Below are 16,780 nucleotides of genomic sequence, written 5' to 3'. Positions count from 1 at the left end.
TTGCATTACACCCCATTGTATGCTTTATATTACCAGTAATTAGTCTCATTTTAACACAAATAATTACTATTTATGTATAAAGCTCCCACAATTGTATATGCGATTCTATATTTCTCAAGTTTTTTTTGAAAAAAGCCTTCAATTCTATATAAGAAATTGAAGGCTTTTCACAAAGAGGATAACAAAACACGCTTAAAGGGATTGATATTCTTTTGCTAACCATTTAATATATAAAGAGAAACTATTTTTAAAGAAAAACAAAATATTTTTTATAAAATAAAAAAACCCACCGGCATTAGTTTTTAATTGGTTCAAAGTTTGGCGACTTCCCAATTAAAAACTCCTAAAACGGTAGGAGGGTTTTTTCACTTATATAATTGATACCTAAAGTATATCATACCGTATATATAAAGTGAACAAAAACCTCTTTTTTTCCGGTGGAAATTATAGGAGGTTTTTTCTATGTTAGGATTTGAAAACGTAGTTGCTACAGATTTCACAAGTGGCATCGATGTAGATCAAATAGCACACAGAACAAATATGAAATTCACAGAAAAAAAGAAAAAAGAACAGCAATTCCTCATGCATGGGCCAAAGTTTTTTGATGAAAGTCGTAAGTTTCTAACTGATAATAGCAAACTCAAAGACTATGCTTTGCCCGCTTCTGCTTTAGCTACTTACATATTACTTCATTTCAAAGTAGATGATTTAGGGATATTACCTAGAAATTTTGTATTAAAAGAGCTAGAAAAGGCATCTGGTATTCCCTATTCTACTATTCATACTGGCTTTCAAATTTTACAAACTGAAGGATTAGTGGAAGAAATTCTTGTTGGTGGGAAGATTCCTCATTATAAAATTTGTAACTATGATAGGTTAAATCGTACCGCAAAAGAATCTACAGACAAAACACAAAAACTATCATATTGCCGTCTTCCTAATTATTTATTAGAGACTTCTATTTTAAAAGAATTAGTAACACATCGGGATAATAAAGGCATTATTGAGCTTTTAAATTTAATTAATGCTTTTACACGTGCCCTGGACAAAGATAGAAATAAATATTCTGTTGAAGATTACACATTAACTCGTGCTATGAAGACTTTAAAAGTTCGTCTTGGTCGAAGTGCAAAAAAGGTTCGCCAGTATTTAGATATTATTGCACCTATTTTTGATTTTAAAGTTATTTCAGAGAAAGTACGAAACCCACGGGAAGCACGTATAACGAGAATTCGTAAGAAAATACAACAAATTGTAATTATAAATTTTGAAGTTAGAATGAATCCAGCTTGTGTTGTTGAAAATGACCGTGCAAAATTCAGACAAGCTGAAGCAAAAATGCGTAAAGAAGCAATATCTCGCCTTAATACAGCTCATGTATCTTTAACAAGCAAAGATCGTAAAGATATTCATGTTGCATTTAAGAATGAAATATCAAAAATTGCTGCATTTGTGTACAACCCTAAACTACAAAAAAACTTAATGACATACTCCATGACCTACGCATTGGATCAATTCCAGGAGTATGTAGTGAAAACGAAGAAAAAAATAAACTCTATTGGTGGATTTATACGCGCAAAATTGCGTGAATCTCTCACAGAATGGAATGAGAGATACTTAGATGATGATACACGTCTTGAAATCATCGGAAATCTAATATCTAATGACATAGACGTACCGGACGCATTACGTCATAGTTAATTTTAAAAAACAAATATATTATGAGCCTTGTTCAAAAAAATCTAAAAGGACAAGGCTATTTGTCATGGCTGCGTTATATATAAAACTCTATTTCTAGTTTAAGAACAAAAAAACAGTGGAGATCTGCTTCAATCTCTACTGTTTTTTTGTTGTATCCACTTTTTCCAGAATACGATACAGTGATTGTGTATTGTGGATAAGTGGATAACTCTTTTGTGAGTATGAAGAATAACATGTAATTAACTTTGTGTATTGTTAATTATTGGGTTGATTTTTTGTGTGTTGTTAATATTTCGATATAATTTTTAAGTACGGTCCACTCCTCTTACTCCCCCAATGGATTTCAGATTTCGTCATGCGTCTATATATTTATTTGATTACTTTATATATGTATTTGATCTATTTTATTTTTAGTATTGAAATTCATACTTATAATTGTTCTTTATACTTAAAAAAATGAAGAAATTTTAATGAATAGATCATCTTACAAAATTCTTGGCCATTTTCTTTTATCTTTCTAAAACCGAACATTGGGCGTAAAAACCTATTTATTTGTTCACCATCTGTATTACGTAAAAATATATACATATCTATCAATTTAAAAATCTAGTGTGTATAAAAAAACACATAATAACTCATTCAATAATCCATAAATGGATCATAAATAACATATAATAAGTCCATATAAGATTTTGCTTCAATTATGGGATATTATGTTCCGAAAAAGTCGGCTTTATGTCATATTTATCAGGGATGTAAGCGAATACAATGAAAATTGTTAAAAATACGTATAATTTTCCAAACTCTTCTTGTTTTAGTTATGACTACGAAGTATCATAAACTATAACAAGCCAAAGAAATCTTTAAAACTGCATATGTGGGGGCGGCGGGTATCTGTCTATTCATGTCATCCTATATATGGCCGTATCGTCTGTTCATTCGCATTTCACGGTATAGCTCTATGTATATTGTCACTCTATATGGACTCTATTCCCCTACTACCCAAACACTCTATTACTCCTGCATACTGTCCGTCCCTCCATATCATCAAAGCAAGGAGGAGACCCCATATGTCACAAGACAAATTTTCACGAGAATTAGAAAAGACCTTGGATACTTTAATCAAGAAACATCCAATTGAACTTGGTTTAGTTGTAGTAGCTGGTGGTGCATATTATTTTCGAGACAAAATTATTTTAAAGGTCAAAGAATTTATTCCGGATCTTGTTTTCGGATTCAAGATTTTATTTTGGAGTATGATTGTACTTTTTGTTTTAAACATCATTCGAAAAATAACTTTGACACGATTAGAAAGAAAAAATTATCAATATGCGTTAATCATTCCACATGAATCAGATTTTCAATCGAAGGATGTGGATGCATTAAACCAAATGATTCAAGAAGTTCATCGATCTAAGCGAAAACCATTACAAAGATTATGTAAGGGGCGCGATTGGTACCGAATGATGATGTACAGACCAAAAGAGGATGAACTCTCCAAAGTTCGTATCTATGTAGGTGGACCAAAAGATGGGATTAAACAAATTATTAATGCGTTTCAAAGTAGATATACACATGCTGAAATATACCCGCAAAGCATGGAGGAAGTCCCTTTCCCCTCAAAAAAAGCTGTAGGTGGTCGTCTTGTTTTTGTAAAAAAAGACTGGAAAGCCATGCTCCCTTTAGCGACATATAAAAAAGATATACTTTTTCAGCTGATGAATAACATTGCAGAAGAAACATGGGTAGATGTTTCGTTTTCTCCAGACAATGGTTATAAATTAAAAAAGAATATTAGAAATGCTGAAAAAGAGTTGCGAAAGCAAAAGAAAGGGCAAGGATTAGACGTATTTGAAGATAAACAGCTGAAGGCTTTAAAAGATCGTGTTTCTGGTAGTGAAGTTACTTTTCAGGTTGCTGTATCGTTTGCAAGTGAAAAGTATGAGGGTGTTGACGCGATTAAACATTTAGGTCATATGGTGGAAAGTATTATGGCCAGTACCAATGAATTACGTTATAAGAAAAAAAGAAAGAACGTCATTCCAGCTGTTCCAAAGCCGAAGTATGGAAACATGATGTGGACAGGATCAGAACTCTTGAATGTCTTACATTTACCTAATATCAAGAGTGAGTCTAACAATTTAAAAGAAGAAAAGATTGTGTATTTGAAAAGTGGTGAGGAATTATTACCACCAAAAGTTTTACAAACAGGTCTTACAATTGGGTATTTAAAACACCCTTACTTTACAGAGCGTGAAGTTGCAATTCCATCCGTGCAATTTCGTAAACACGGTAGTATTACAGGTGGTACAGGATCAGGGAAAAGTACCATTGCAGCACGTGTATTACAAAGTATTATCGATCAAGTTCTGGAAGGAAAAGAAAATGCCGATGGATTTACTTTATTTGATCCAAAACCAGAATTGTCATTTGTTATGTTAAATCGTCTTTTGAAAGCGGAACAGGAAGGGAAAAAAGTTGATTGGAGCAAAATACATTATATTCGTTTCCGGGATACAGAGCACCCTCCAGCATTGAACTTAATGCACCGTTTTGAGGGTGAAGATATACAAAGTGTTGTTGATTCTGTTATGACACTAATTAAACATACAATACCTGGTCATGCGCAACAAACAGAACGATTATTAAAAGCAATTATCGGGACGCTTTTATGCGATCGAGAGCAAGAACACACGATTTTAAGTGTAGGTAAGTTTCTAAGTGATGAATTATTTAGGGAACGTGTCATTGCAAATTTAGAGGGACCAGATACACAATACTATCTGAACTTTTGGAAAAATGAAGTGGATACCACGTTAGAAGATAGTAAACAAGCGATTTTGAATCGTTTAGATATCTTTAGAAATACAGTGTATTTAAAACGAATGTATGGTCAAACCGGATTTAGCCTAGACATTTGCAAATGGATGGATGAAGGACATTTGGTTTTCTTTGATCTTTCTGGCATGAGTAAGATGGATATTGATTTAACAGTCAATTATATTATGAACAAGTATTATGAGCTTTCTAAGAAACGAAAAGATGTAAATAGAACACACTGTACCTTTATTGATGAAGGTCATAAAGTGAAAGTGCCTATATTACCTACGATCATAGCGGAATTACGTTCTCTTGGTGTAGCTTTATGGATGATTACACAAAGTATGGATCAGCTAGATAGAGAGCTTACTCTTGCTTTAAAAGACATAAGCGCGAATTTCTTTATTTGTAAGCAAGGATCATCGGGTGCGAACGAATTGGAAAAAATCACACAAGGACAATTTAGTGCCTATTATTTACAAAACCTCCCCCCTCGTGTTGTAGCTATTCAGACACAAGGTGTAGTAAGTGGCCAAGAACAGGATATATGGTGTACTGTCAATGTTCCACCACTTGATAAGTATTTACCAAATGGTGAAGTAGCAACATATGGGGACAAACAGAAGCAAGCTGAAGCTGATACATGGACAAAAGCTAAAATGAAAGAACTGGAACAAAGAGGGAAACATGCGGATGAAATAGATAATGAGATTAGTATGTTCTTGTATGGAAAATCAGCGATCAAGCTACAGAAAGAAGAGAAAAAAGCAATCCAACTCCAAAAGGCTGAACAATCACAAGGTTCTATTCTTGTCTTAGAGGAAGAAGACTATAAGCATACTGGAGACATGGGAACAAATGAAGATATTGTGACGCAAGAATATATATTTGATGTAGAAGGAAATTCAGAACGTGAGAGTGATTGGGATTTACCGTTCACAGTTTCATCTTCAGATACAGAAAAAGTTCAACCTCAACCATATGTGAATCTAAGTAAAGACTCTATTTTTACATTAGAAGAAGGAGTGAATAGAGCTGAAGGAAGTACCACAAATGAAGGAGGAACAGTTCCTGTAGCTGTATTTGAGCAAGAACCAAATTTAGTAGATGGACAGGAAGAGAAACAACCGATAGTAAGAGATAGCTTGTTTTAGAGAAGGGAATTGATTGTAATGGGGCATGTTATATTTTCGGAAGAGGACTTTAAATTATTTGTAGATATACATCGCCATATCTATGTTGATTTTGAGTATATTTGGAAGATGTGTTATAGCGGATTTGCTAAAGTTACTGTATACCAACGCTTAAAAAGATTAGAGGACAATGGTTATATAAAAAGAAGTATGATTGTCCCAGCAACTGTTAAAAATGTTGAAACTAAAAGTCGTAGGCCGTTTGGTGTTTATACGTTAGATAAATACGGTGTGGAAATGGCAGAGGAATTAATTGGTGAAGTACATTGGAATAGTAAATGGAGTAAGCGAGTTCCGACATTTGTGTATCATAGTCTTATGTTAGGTCATATAGAATGTTCAATGGCTTTAGCGTCAAAAACGGATGAACGATACGATTATAAAGAATGGATCAATGAGGCAAGGGCTACGTACCGCTATACTAAAAGTCCAAAAGATATTTTACGGCCGGATGGAATTGCCATAGTTGGACCAAAAACAAATGACATGGTGCGAGCTGGTCTTATGTTAGAAATGGAACGTTCTTATGCCTCAAAGGACGTTGTGTTAAAAAAAGTCCTTCGTTATAATGATTTCTTTCAACGGGGAGAAGAAATGTTGAAGGCGTATGACGTGCATGTTGGATTTGATTATCCCGTTAACTTTTGGAAATTGATATTTATAGCAAGAGATGAATCCAGGAAGAAAGAACTATTAAGGCATCTAAAAGATGCGGCACAACCACCATTATATGAAGTTGAACAAAATGGCCAGATGGTTAAAAAACAACGTTATGATATCTATATCACAACGTATCATGAAATGAAGGAAGCACCATTCGGAAAAATTTATGCGGATTTGAATGATCCAACAGTTAAAATTGGAATCTAAAAAAGTCCTGTGTGATAATTGCAAACAATCATCACACAGGACTTTTTTGTTTTATTGAAGACTATGGAAGTAAGTGTTGAAATCTATCAAACGTTTTAAGGTGTCTATATTCGTTTTTAACGCTTTTTAAATAATCCGCATACAAACAGTATGCGGAGATGATTAGGAGCTCGCACGAACGAAAATAAAACCTCTTTTTTGCTGAACTTTTCAAAGTTTTAGATATGTATTTATGAAATAAAAGTCAATACAACTCAATATCCCTCAATACAAGTCAATACAAGTCAATACAAAAAATGTATTGACTTGTATTGACTTGTATTGACTTGTATTAAAATTGGTATTATAATGAAACTAAGAAATAAAACAAAGATACTTTAGGAGGTTTTACATATGACAGTTTTAAAAGCAGGTGCGGATACAGGTAATAGCGGTTTAAAATTAATCATTCAAGGGCAAAAACCTTTATTTATTCCAAGTATTTATTCACATTATGTTGGACCATCGACTGGAATTGTTACTGAAGAAGACATTCCAGTTTCGGAGTTAGAAAAAAATATAGATATTACTATCAGCTCTCCAGCATTAAAGGAAAATGGTTTACGATATGTAATTGGAGAAATGGTGTTAGAGGAAGGACTATCAGGTATTGAAATGGAGAAAAAATCCGATAAGTCCAATGATGATCTTGTTACTATTGTGACATTAGCCGGATTAGCAATTGGAGCAATGAAAAACCAACCTGATACAGATAAAATTGATGTCACTTATGATCTTGGAGTAGCGCTTCCAGTTGCAACTATTACTCCAGAAAAAGCTCAACAATTGGCGAATCGCTACATGGATCGTCATAAAGTTACATACCATCATCCTAGCGGACGTGAGGTAACAGTTAATATTGAAGTTGAGTATTGCAAGTGTTTACCGGAAGCAGCAGCGGGAGCATGGAGTATTGTATATGATGTAGATGGAACGGTAAACAAACGAAAAGTTGAAGTGTCGGATAATGAGAAAAAGACAATGGAAGTTGATTTTGTTAACAAAACATTGTTATCGTTTGATATTGGTGCAGGTACTACAGAAGAAGTAGTTTCTCAAGGTGTTAGTTTTAAACACAAATTAAGTAAAGGATTACCATATGGTGTGAAAGAAACTTTATTAGACATCATGACTGTTTGGAATCAAGAGAACAAACAAAAGACAATCGATAGTATTGCGGAATTCAATTCTATATATCTAGATTCTGAACACCCACGTCATATCAGGCTCAAAACGGTTTCAAAAGGGGCTTTAATAGGATTAGCTAATAGAGTTGCTACAGACCTTATTAACAAAATAGATGATATGAAAGATGATCCATATGTGTTTATTTACGGTGGTGGATCAGCTATCATTAAAGAGAGTTTACAAGAAATCTTGGCGAGAAAAGGACGTTTAACAAACGTGATTTTCTTGAAAGATCCTATTTTTGTAAATGCTAAAGGATTACTTGTATATACTTGCTCACCACGATTTGAAGAGTTAAAAGAAAAAGCGTTAGCTACAACAGCTGGTGAAAAATAATGAATCGAAAATTGTATAAAAGTGGAGATAGATTAAACGTCTATCTGAAAAAAGACGTTTCTCCAGAAATGCTAGATTTTATCAATAAACAAAGTGACCTTACAATGTTCTTTCTGTATGCAACACAGCAACTTTATAAACAAATTGGAAATGTTGATGTTTCAGAAATTTTACCTCGAAAGTATACTTTTGCAATGGAAAATGGAGCGAAGCCATTACCGGTAATTGCTCCAGAAACTGTTGAAAAATCAACGTTAAGTATTCCAGAAGTTCAAGAGGAATCCGTTGTTCGAGCAAGCGAAGAAGAAGCGAAGACAGGGGATTCCCTAAAAGAATCCCAAGGAGAAGTGGAACATAAGGCATGGAGCCAAATTGAAGATTTAGAAGATGATCCATACGCTTAAAAATTGATTGTGAGTAAAAAAATTTTATATATAGAAAATAGGGAATCCAGCTATTCCTTATTTTTTTGAGGAATAATTATTAGATTATTCGGCGAATTCACTTAAGAATCGCCATTATTTACAATTGAAAAGGGGGATAATAATGGAGTTTCAAACAATTACACTCACTTCAGAGTCGATAAACAGTATCTTTACGGATTTAATCAACGATTTTTTAAAATTAGAAATGGATGAATCGGGAGAGAGATATTGGCTAAAGTTCCATAATATTATGGGGAAAATTGAACTTATGGCATCTCTTGTAGGCGAGTCCCCGATTGAAGATGGGCAATCTGTTTACGATTATTTATGGAATTTTGTAAAAAAATACGAATTAAACAATGTTGTAAATACTTTTAAACTATGGGAAGCTTAATCTGATTTGTGACAATGAATTTAGTCAGTGGTTGATAAGTAAAAAAGCTCTCGATTGCACGGGAGCTTTTTTACTTTGATTGACAGACACTCACTGTTTTTTACCTATATACCCAACATCTTTTTAACTACATGCAAACTCATAATCGTTTGCATGAGCATCTCATGTCATGGTCCAGAAGGTGATTTAAAGTAGATTAAAGTTTAGATTTTTTGGAGAAAAACTTACTAAAGAATGATTTGCTTTTTTCTTCACTTTGCTGATGAACGAACTCTAGCATTTCGTTCATTTTTTCTTGCATAACAGAGAATTGTTCTTTCAGTTCATTTTTTTCTTGTCTTTCCTTCAATTTCTCTTCGCGTTCATCTAAATACATTTTTGTTATGCTCTGATTCTGTAAATGTATATCTTGTTGCTGTTCGATGATTTGTTGTTGTTTTTCAAAGACAGCTTGAATAACTAGTTGTTTTTCTTCGTTGTCTTTATGGATAACATTTAAAATCTCTTGATTTTGTAGAGCGATAGTTTGTTGTTGTTTTATCAATTCTGCCACTTTTTCATTTGTTTGTTCTAAGAGAGCATAAGCAACTCCAACGGCGTTATTATTGCGTTGTAATGGCGTTACTTCACTACCATCATTATCGTTAACGGTATGCGTTAGTGCATTATCGTCGACTACAGAAAGAGATGATTCTAATAATATGGATATCGCTTCTTGTAAGGTTCTTGTTCCGTCCGCCATTAAAACCTTCATTTCTTTAAGGATCGCAATATCATGTTCATAATAGATCCGTTGTTGGCGATTATTCCGTTCGAACTTATATCCAGCATTTTCTAGTTCTAAACACCAAACACGTAAAGTATTTCCATTCACATCTAATTCCTTACTAACTTGTCCCGAAAATTTTCCGAAGTCCATCGAAATTCCCTCCCTTCATAACAGCATTATTAATGCATTGTAGCACCATTATAACACCGTTAATACGAAGTCACTAATCCCCTTTGTTACTTCTATTGAATTAGCACAGATTTGCACACGTTTCACCTACAAAACGATCGAACGGTTTAAAATCATACTTCTGTTTCCGTTCTTATTTTTAATGATTTAAGGAAGAACTTTTACTAAAAATTAAGATTTATAAGTGTTGCTTTTGTTTTAACGTAGAAACCGCAAAATTTCCGTTTTTTTGACAGAAAAAAGCGAAGAATAGGGAATGCATTGTTGAATGTAAAGCCTCTCAAAAGGATACAGCAACGATTCCTTCTTATGAAAACAACAAAGTACAAAGACGAGAAACCCCTATTGCTGGTGTCTATTTTATATATTATAATTGCGGTACACGATTTTTATGAAAGTGGGGTTTGAAAAATGAATTGGCAAGATACTGTTGATGCTTTCTTGAGTTTTCTTCTCACCTCAGGGCGCAAAAACTCTACAGTAAATCGATACAAATACGATTTATCCCTATTCATTGCCTGGATCAGCGAACGCTTCTCAGAGCCTTCACAAGATGTTTTTTACCAATTTGATGCAAATGCACTATACAAATTCTTAAACAAGCTACAAAAAGAGCGTAAGTCTTCTGCAAGTAACATTAAAAGAATTAAAGGCGTGGTCATTAATTACTTACAATTCCATGGGTCTACAGCTGATCTCAAGAGTGATATAACACCAACACCTCTTACAGCTAAAAATTTCGCTTCAGATAAAGAAATAAAAAAGCTTATGAAAACGATACAAAGTTTAGAAGGATTGAGTGAATACCAATCTTCCGGAAGAGTACATATTTTAAACCGAAACATACTTTTAATCCGTTTTATGATCCAGTATGGTTTATCTATCCAGGATATCAGTACACTTTCCATGCGAGATTTAAAACTCACTGAAGGTATTATTACTCCTGGACAAACCAGCGCTCACAAACGCCCTATTACGTTATTAAAAGAGGACCAAAAACTAATTATGGATTATATATATGACATTCCAGAAAGTATCCGGCCAAGACACCAGAGTAACGATCCTCTTTTTGTCGCATTTGATTTCGCACCTCAGACTTTCCGTTGGGATTATAGCGAAGATGCGCCTGCAGCATTAACAAAAATCGCTATACAAAGAATGTTACAGAAGGAAATAAAGCGCGCAGGTATCCATGTAACGGCTACGATGTTACGGAATCGTTGGATACTAAACTCTTTACAGAAAGGTATGAAACCATTAGAAATACAACGATACCTAGGATTAAAAAGCATAGAAGCCCTTCATCGTTATGTTGTATTTTGGAGAGAATTAGAATCTAAAAAATTCGGTAACTGAAATTTCACATTCCGCATCACTCCTAGGATAATTTCACACTAGTAGGAATTCCTGCAAAGAAGAGAATAATCAGCTTAAAATTGTAGTTTGGGTGTTTTTGCCCATCCCACGAAAAGGCGGATTAAGACAGAATATACCAATTATTCATTAGGAAAAATAATACTTGGATGGGTATATAGGGGTTCAGCCGAGATACGTGTAAATATGGGTTATAGACTGGAATTTATTTCCGACGATTGACCTGTTTATCTTTTATACAGCTATATTCTCTTCTATTGGTTACGGAATGTTTTGTAAATCAATCACATAATCGCCAAAACGTTTTAGATGCTTCGTCATATATGGGCTTAACATCACCAGATTTTCTCGTGAGAATCGATATCCCTCTGTTTTGAGGTCTCATAAAATCATAGTTATAGCAATACCATCTTGAAAAATGACTGCATAAGCAACGAGATCTTTATACTTAATACGTTTTTCTTGTTCTACTGGATCATTTTCAGTAATAATTCCATTCCCACCAAAGAATATCAAGGTTTAAAGATTTAACGTGCAATTTTTCCGTTTTGCTGTCTGTACTCCAAGTAGGAAAAGGGTCTGCTTAAGTTTGAGCAGACCCTTTCTTATTTTTGCTAGTATAATACTGTAAAAATATACGCAATGTCTTCTTATCAATGTTATTAATTCAAAGATTGCTATTTAGTGTTTGATGCGAAGTCTATTAATATTAATAGACTTCGTACTTTTTAATAATTATTTTTTATTTTAAAGAAATTGTTTTTGTATCTATTAATTTTGCTGATTTTTGACCTGATGTTATATCATATGTTTTTACTATTAAGTTTGTACCATATTCAATAGTGAAATGACCATTTCCTTTTGCACGAACTTGATCTGGATCATTAGGTGATTTAATTAAGCCATATTTATTTTTTGTTTTATCTAGAGCTTCGCCTATAGTCATGCGGTTACGTCCTTGGTTTGCATGTGTCAGAATGTCAGCATACATTTCTACTTGACCTGAAGTTTTTTTCTTTTCAAAATAAACTTCAGCTTTGTATATTTTATGTGCCGGCACTTTAACAGATTGTGAAGGTGCTGTAATAGTGTTAGTTGTACTTGAAGTGTCTGTACCTGTGTGAGAATAATTAAATTCAAGTGTAGCTGATACTTCACCCTCAGCTACAAAAGGTATGCCTGCTTTTCCTCCTGCAGTTGTTGAAGCATTAAATCCTAACTGTGTTGTGGTAGATGTTTCTTGAGTAATGGATTGACTAAACTCACTAGTATTATATGTTTGTTCTAAATCTGAAGCGTTGTTAAATGTATTTTGTCCTAAAAATAAAGGTGTTATATTTGTAGCATTCGTTTCTTTTATATTTATTCCACTTACATTAAACTTTTCTTCCCTCTCGTCATCACGAAAAGCGCTAAAACCAAAAAGATCTAGAGGGATGGCTTTTAGCATATTGTCAATTTTTTGATCAATGTCTATTATTGCTCCTTGTTGTCGAATATCCTTATAATTTACAATATTATTGTTTTCTTTAGGGATTTCAGCAGCACTTGCGGTATTAACCAAAGTACCACCACCTAGTAAGGTACTAGCTATTATACTACATAATATTGTTTTCTTTTTCATATCCAATCCACTCCCTAATATTTGTTTTTTTATAAAAACAATACGAATTTATTAATAATAACAATATATTAAGATAAACAAAATCAAATACCAGTATATTTAAGATTCACATTTTGTTAGCTTGACTCCTATTAGAAGAAATTTTATTTTTTCTATAATCACTCACTGTAGGAAAACCGCTATATTTCATTATGCAGTACCTCACTTCAAATTTCACTCCATTTTAATGCTGATGTTATTGGTTGTATTCACTTTTGGGCTTACTAATGTAAAAGATATACCAGGGATTGCATTATATTTTTTCACTGATCTCCCAATAGTTGCTTTTTCAATATCTGTAATAGCCATTATTACTCCTCCTTTTATCAATACTTACTGGCATTACAAATATTACATGAAATTTTAGTTATTTTTTGGTAAAATAATTAGAAATTTATAACTATTTTTACTTAAATTTAGTAATTATACGAGATTAAGTTAGTAATTATAATCATTAAATAAATTGTATAGTAACCATAATTCTTAAAATTATAATTATCTAAGAGGTGTATATTATGAAAAATACTAATTATTCGATTAATAAAGATTATATTTGCCATTTGTTATTTCAAACATTCGAGATACCTGTTCGTTTTTTAGATGAAAACAAGAATATTGTTCATGAATATATATCAAGTGCTGTCCCTAACCCGTTTTATTCCTCTGTAGAAGAACAGCTAAATGAGCTTTATTGGGATGACGATCCTTTTAATTTTCCGGTTATTCGAACAACTGATTGTCTCGAACATTTCATTTTAATTCACATGAGAAATAAGGACGCTATGGAAGGAACTTTTATCATCGGGCCCGCTGTATACTCAGAACGATTAGAAAAAATAATAAATAGAATAATGAATGATTTCCATGTCATTACAAGTAAACAAGAAGTAATGCATTATTATCAGTCAATACCAATCATAAAAAAATCAACCTTGATTCATGTTAGTATTTTACTGTATTACATGATTTATTTTAAAAAAATTGACGTTAACACCGTTGTGGAAAGAAATAAATATCTTAAAAGTACTACCTGTAAGGTGGAAAATCCTGATTTATATATTTCAGTTTGTCATCAAAATGATTATGTGCGTAATGAGGTATCAATTTCAACCAAAATGTTTGAGGCAATTAAAGCTGGGAACAAAGAAAAATTACTAAAATATTGGAATTCATTTCCTCGTAAAAAAATTGGAGTTTTTTGCGTAACGAGTGAGTTAAGAAATCGAAAAAATCAAGCGATTGCTGGAATTGCTATAGCTACTAGATATGCAATAGATGGAGGTCTGCCTTCAGAGATCGCTTTTTCACTTAGTGAGTTATACATACAAAACCTTGAAAAATTAAATGATGTAAACTCCATATTAGTTTTAGTAGAAAAAGCTTTTTGTATTTTTACAGAACACGTAAAAACATATAGCGTGAGAAATTATTCGAAAACCATTATTACTTGTCAAAATTATATTTTAAAAAACATATATCAAGAGATATCCCTCAAACAACTTGCCTATATTACCGACAAGAATCCCATGTATTTATCTACATTATTCAAAAAAGAGGTAGGGATGCCTTTAAGTGAATATATTCAACGAGAAAAAGTGGAAGAAGCAAAAAAACTTTTAACTTTAACTAACTATTCTTTATTGGATATCAGTACCTGGCTCAATTTTAATAGTCAAAGCTATTTTACTAAGATTTTCAAAAAATACACCGAGGCTACTCCAAAACAATATAGAAATCAATACACTATATACTAAAATACATATTTTCATTAGAAATAGGTAAACATTTTTTTGAAATAGTTAAAAATTAATATAATTGTGAGATGTATTTGAAAAATAAAGAAGCATATAATTAAAATTAGATGCGGAATGTATCAAGTATATTATCCTTTTCTTCTTTATATGCCAATATATTTTAATTTAATTTGTGGTGTGCTATGGTTGCGAGTTTCTTGTAGCATAGCAATATCCTTTGTTTGCTTGTAAAACCAATATATTTAAACATTTTTCGCATATTGTAGGTCCCAATATCCTCAAAAAACGCTTAATGGTAAATAATGTATCCCTGTGACCTAGTTTTACACATATCTCGGCTGAACCCCTATATAGATTTATTAGCTAGCGGGGAATTTACAAATTATTTATTTAGGGGAGAACCGACCAATTATGATGAAACCTTCTCTTCTGGCTTAAGAAATACAACACACCCTGGTTATAATTCAGAACAAGGAATTAAAGGTGCAAGTACCTTTCTTAATATGCAAAAAGAGTTTAAAAAGGAAGTTTGGTACAAATTAACACCTGATGAACGTACCCATTTTTCTGCTTTTTCCCAACATCATGGGATTCCAACAAACCTCATTGATGTAACTACATCACCCTTAGTAGCACTATATTTCGCATGTCAAGATTATAAAAATCCGAAAGATACAAATAAAGTTCAGCTTGATGAAGAAAGGGGATTTTTGTATTTATTCAAAGATCAATTTATTGACATTACAAATATTTTAACTAAATTTGAAGATGTAAATGTATTAGAACTACTTGCATCTGATAATGACGATATCTTCCTAGATATGTATAGTGCGTTTTTAATATTCGAAACAGAATATCCCGAGTTATTTTATAAGTACTTTAAAAAACTAAATACTGATTTTCATGAACATATTAAAATTTTCCCTATGCCGTACATGCCTATCTTGGATATAAATAAGTTCCCTCCTTATGAAGAAGGTAGATATGAAACTGCATTCTTTGATTCTTTTATGAAACTGTTAGAATTAGATAGATTTAAAAAAGTAGATAAAAAAATACAAAATCCTTCTTGGCCGGTATTTATCTACACTGCCTATCTGCAAAAAATATTACAAGGTATATCTTATCGACCAGTAGTGAATAAGAGTGCATGGTTAAATATACTTCCTAATTTTAAATATGCTCCTATATTGACTTTTGAACGAGGACGTAACCAACAAGGGTTATTTATATATCAAAATTATCTTCAGAGTGGAGAATTTATAAAGAATCCTTATATTGAAGGCATACAAAGGATTGTACCCGATAAAGTAGTTGTCATTAACAACAAAGAAAAAATTCTAGAGGAACTTAATTTTATAGGGATTAATGGGAATTTTATTTATGGGGATTATGACAATATAGCAAAATACATAACAAAAAGGTATCAATAAAATATAGCTTTAAACAACATTTCTCAATGTACGAAACAACTAAACATGGTAAAATAATATTTGGATTGGCGTCCAATACATATTATTAAAATTAAAGTGGTTCAAGTCGGAGGAAGGCACCTTAGGGTGTCTTTTCTTTTGTATATTAATATGCTATATTTTGTCTTATTCCCCCTTTTCGGGGGATGGGCAGAAACACCCAGTTTCGGACAAAGTGCTTCGTCAATCCTCCCTATTTTTTTTGCTTTTACAACATATTAACCTCTACTTGCAAACGCCCAAGAAGATTGAATAATATTATTCAATCTTGTTATAGGGGTTACCCCACATCCCCTTCAACTTAAGAATACAAATCAGCCCCAAAACGAAAAAATGAGCTTTTTTATTACAAATTAGCATAAAATCTTGTTCTGGGGGTAGTTATATTTTCTTAGCTTGATAGCGATGGGGTCCTGCCAACATAACAAGAATTTCGTACGCCAAGGAATTATTAGGTATATTTTTTTAATATATCCATTTTAAAAATAAGTTATACAAATAATCCGTTATATTCACATGTACCCTAGCTGATATAATGTATAAGACAATTATTGGCTAATTAATAGTTCGCATATATTAGGAGGTACATAAGC

Annotated in this window: 13 protein-coding genes and 2 pseudogenes; 9 read left to right on the top strand and 6 right to left on the bottom strand. The window is 32.6% G+C overall.

Features of this window, described 5'->3' with window-relative positions; all coding sequences use genetic code 11:
- Window positions 1-192: 192 nt before the first annotated feature.
- Window positions 193-333: a hypothetical protein gene (locus MR143_RS28815; RefSeq protein WP_165365588.1), complete on the bottom strand. Its 141-nt coding sequence runs from the start codon at window positions 331-333 to the stop codon at window positions 193-195.
- A gap of 129 nt (window positions 334-462) precedes the next feature.
- On the opposite strand from MR143_RS28815, the gene MR143_RS28810 reads away from it, so the two are divergent.
- From MR143_RS28810 to MR143_RS28785, 6 genes are all read left to right on the top strand, one after another.
- On the top strand, window positions 463-1,701 hold the full coding sequence (locus MR143_RS28810; RefSeq protein WP_242281130.1) for a hypothetical protein: 1,239 nt from the start codon (window positions 463-465) through the stop codon (window positions 1,699-1,701).
- Window positions 1,702-2,771: 1,070 nt separating this feature from the next.
- Window positions 2,772-5,675, top strand: a complete 2,904-nt coding sequence (locus MR143_RS28805; RefSeq protein WP_242281129.1) for a helicase HerA domain-containing protein — start codon at window positions 2,772-2,774, stop codon at window positions 5,673-5,675.
- An 18-nt stretch (window positions 5,676-5,693) separates the two neighbouring features.
- Window positions 5,694-6,584 (top strand): replication-relaxation family protein, encoded by an 891-nt coding sequence (locus MR143_RS28800; protein ID WP_242281128.1) that lies wholly within the window; start codon window positions 5,694-5,696, stop codon window positions 6,582-6,584.
- 393 nt (window positions 6,585-6,977) lie between these two features.
- On the top strand, window positions 6,978-8,147 hold the full coding sequence (locus tag MR143_RS28795) for a ParM/StbA family protein (RefSeq protein ID WP_242281127.1): 1,170 nt from the start codon (window positions 6,978-6,980) through the stop codon (window positions 8,145-8,147).
- The gene (locus tag MR143_RS28790) at window positions 8,147-8,551 is read left to right on the top strand and encodes a hypothetical protein (RefSeq protein ID WP_242281126.1); all 405 of its coding nucleotides are present in this window, start codon (window positions 8,147-8,149) and stop codon (window positions 8,549-8,551) included. The genes MR143_RS28795 and MR143_RS28790 overlap by 1 nt, the downstream gene beginning before the upstream one ends.
- Window positions 8,552-8,693: 142 nt before the next feature.
- On the top strand, window positions 8,694-8,966 hold the full coding sequence (locus tag MR143_RS28785; protein ID WP_242281125.1) for a hypothetical protein: 273 nt from the start codon (window positions 8,694-8,696) through the stop codon (window positions 8,964-8,966).
- A gap of 196 nt (window positions 8,967-9,162) precedes the next feature.
- Here MR143_RS28785 and MR143_RS28780 read toward each other — a convergent pair whose 3' ends face one another.
- Entirely contained in the window at window positions 9,163-9,885 is a 723-nt protein-coding gene (locus tag MR143_RS28780; RefSeq protein WP_242281124.1) for a MerR family transcriptional regulator, read from the bottom strand.
- 450 nt (window positions 9,886-10,335) lie between these two features.
- Here MR143_RS28780 and MR143_RS28775 point away from each other — a divergent pair, with 450 nt between their 5' ends.
- Window positions 10,336-11,280, top strand: coding sequence for a tyrosine-type recombinase/integrase (locus MR143_RS28775; protein ID WP_242281123.1), 945 nt, complete (start codon window positions 10,336-10,338; stop codon window positions 11,278-11,280).
- A 279-nt stretch (window positions 11,281-11,559) separates the two neighbouring features.
- Here the strand turns inward: MR143_RS28775 and MR143_RS33580 are convergent.
- The 3 genes and pseudogenes from MR143_RS33580 to MR143_RS33080 all read right to left on the bottom strand — a co-directional run.
- A pseudogene (locus MR143_RS33580) lies at window positions 11,560-11,811 on the bottom strand (Tn3 family transposase); the annotation flags it as partial.
- A 229-nt stretch (window positions 11,812-12,040) separates the two neighbouring features.
- Entirely contained in the window at window positions 12,041-12,922 is an 882-nt protein-coding gene (locus MR143_RS28770; protein ID WP_242281122.1) for an ETX/MTX2 family pore-forming toxin, read from the bottom strand.
- 213 nt (window positions 12,923-13,135) lie between these two features.
- Window positions 13,136-13,270, bottom strand: a complete 135-nt coding sequence (locus tag MR143_RS33080) for a hypothetical protein (protein WP_277932554.1) — start codon at window positions 13,268-13,270, stop codon at window positions 13,136-13,138.
- Between the two features lie 206 nt (window positions 13,271-13,476).
- Here MR143_RS33080 and MR143_RS28765 point away from each other — a divergent pair, with 206 nt between their 5' ends.
- Window positions 13,477-14,715, top strand: coding sequence for a helix-turn-helix domain-containing protein (locus tag MR143_RS28765; RefSeq protein ID WP_242281121.1), 1,239 nt, complete (start codon window positions 13,477-13,479; stop codon window positions 14,713-14,715).
- A 103-nt stretch (window positions 14,716-14,818) separates the two neighbouring features.
- On the opposite strand, the pseudogene MR143_RS28760 reads toward MR143_RS28765, so the two are convergent.
- Window positions 14,819-15,004 (bottom strand): annotated as a pseudogene (locus tag MR143_RS28760) (hypothetical protein); the annotation flags it as partial.
- Window positions 15,005-15,017: 13 nt separating this feature from the next.
- Between MR143_RS28760 and MR143_RS28755 the strand changes: the two are divergent.
- Window positions 15,018-16,148 carry an FRG domain-containing protein gene (locus MR143_RS28755; RefSeq protein ID WP_242281120.1) on the top strand — a complete coding sequence of 377 codons (1,131 nt, stop codon included), beginning with the start codon at window positions 15,018-15,020 and terminating at the stop codon, window positions 16,146-16,148.
- Window positions 16,149-16,780: the final 632 nt, after the last annotated feature.

Origin of the sequence: Bacillus cereus group sp. BfR-BA-01347, assembly GCF_022663835.1 — a bacterium.
GTDB classification, from domain to species: Bacteria; Bacillota; Bacilli; order Bacillales; family Bacillaceae_G; genus Bacillus_A; species Bacillus_A thuringiensis_K.
This window is presented reverse-complemented; position numbering and strand designations above follow the sequence as displayed.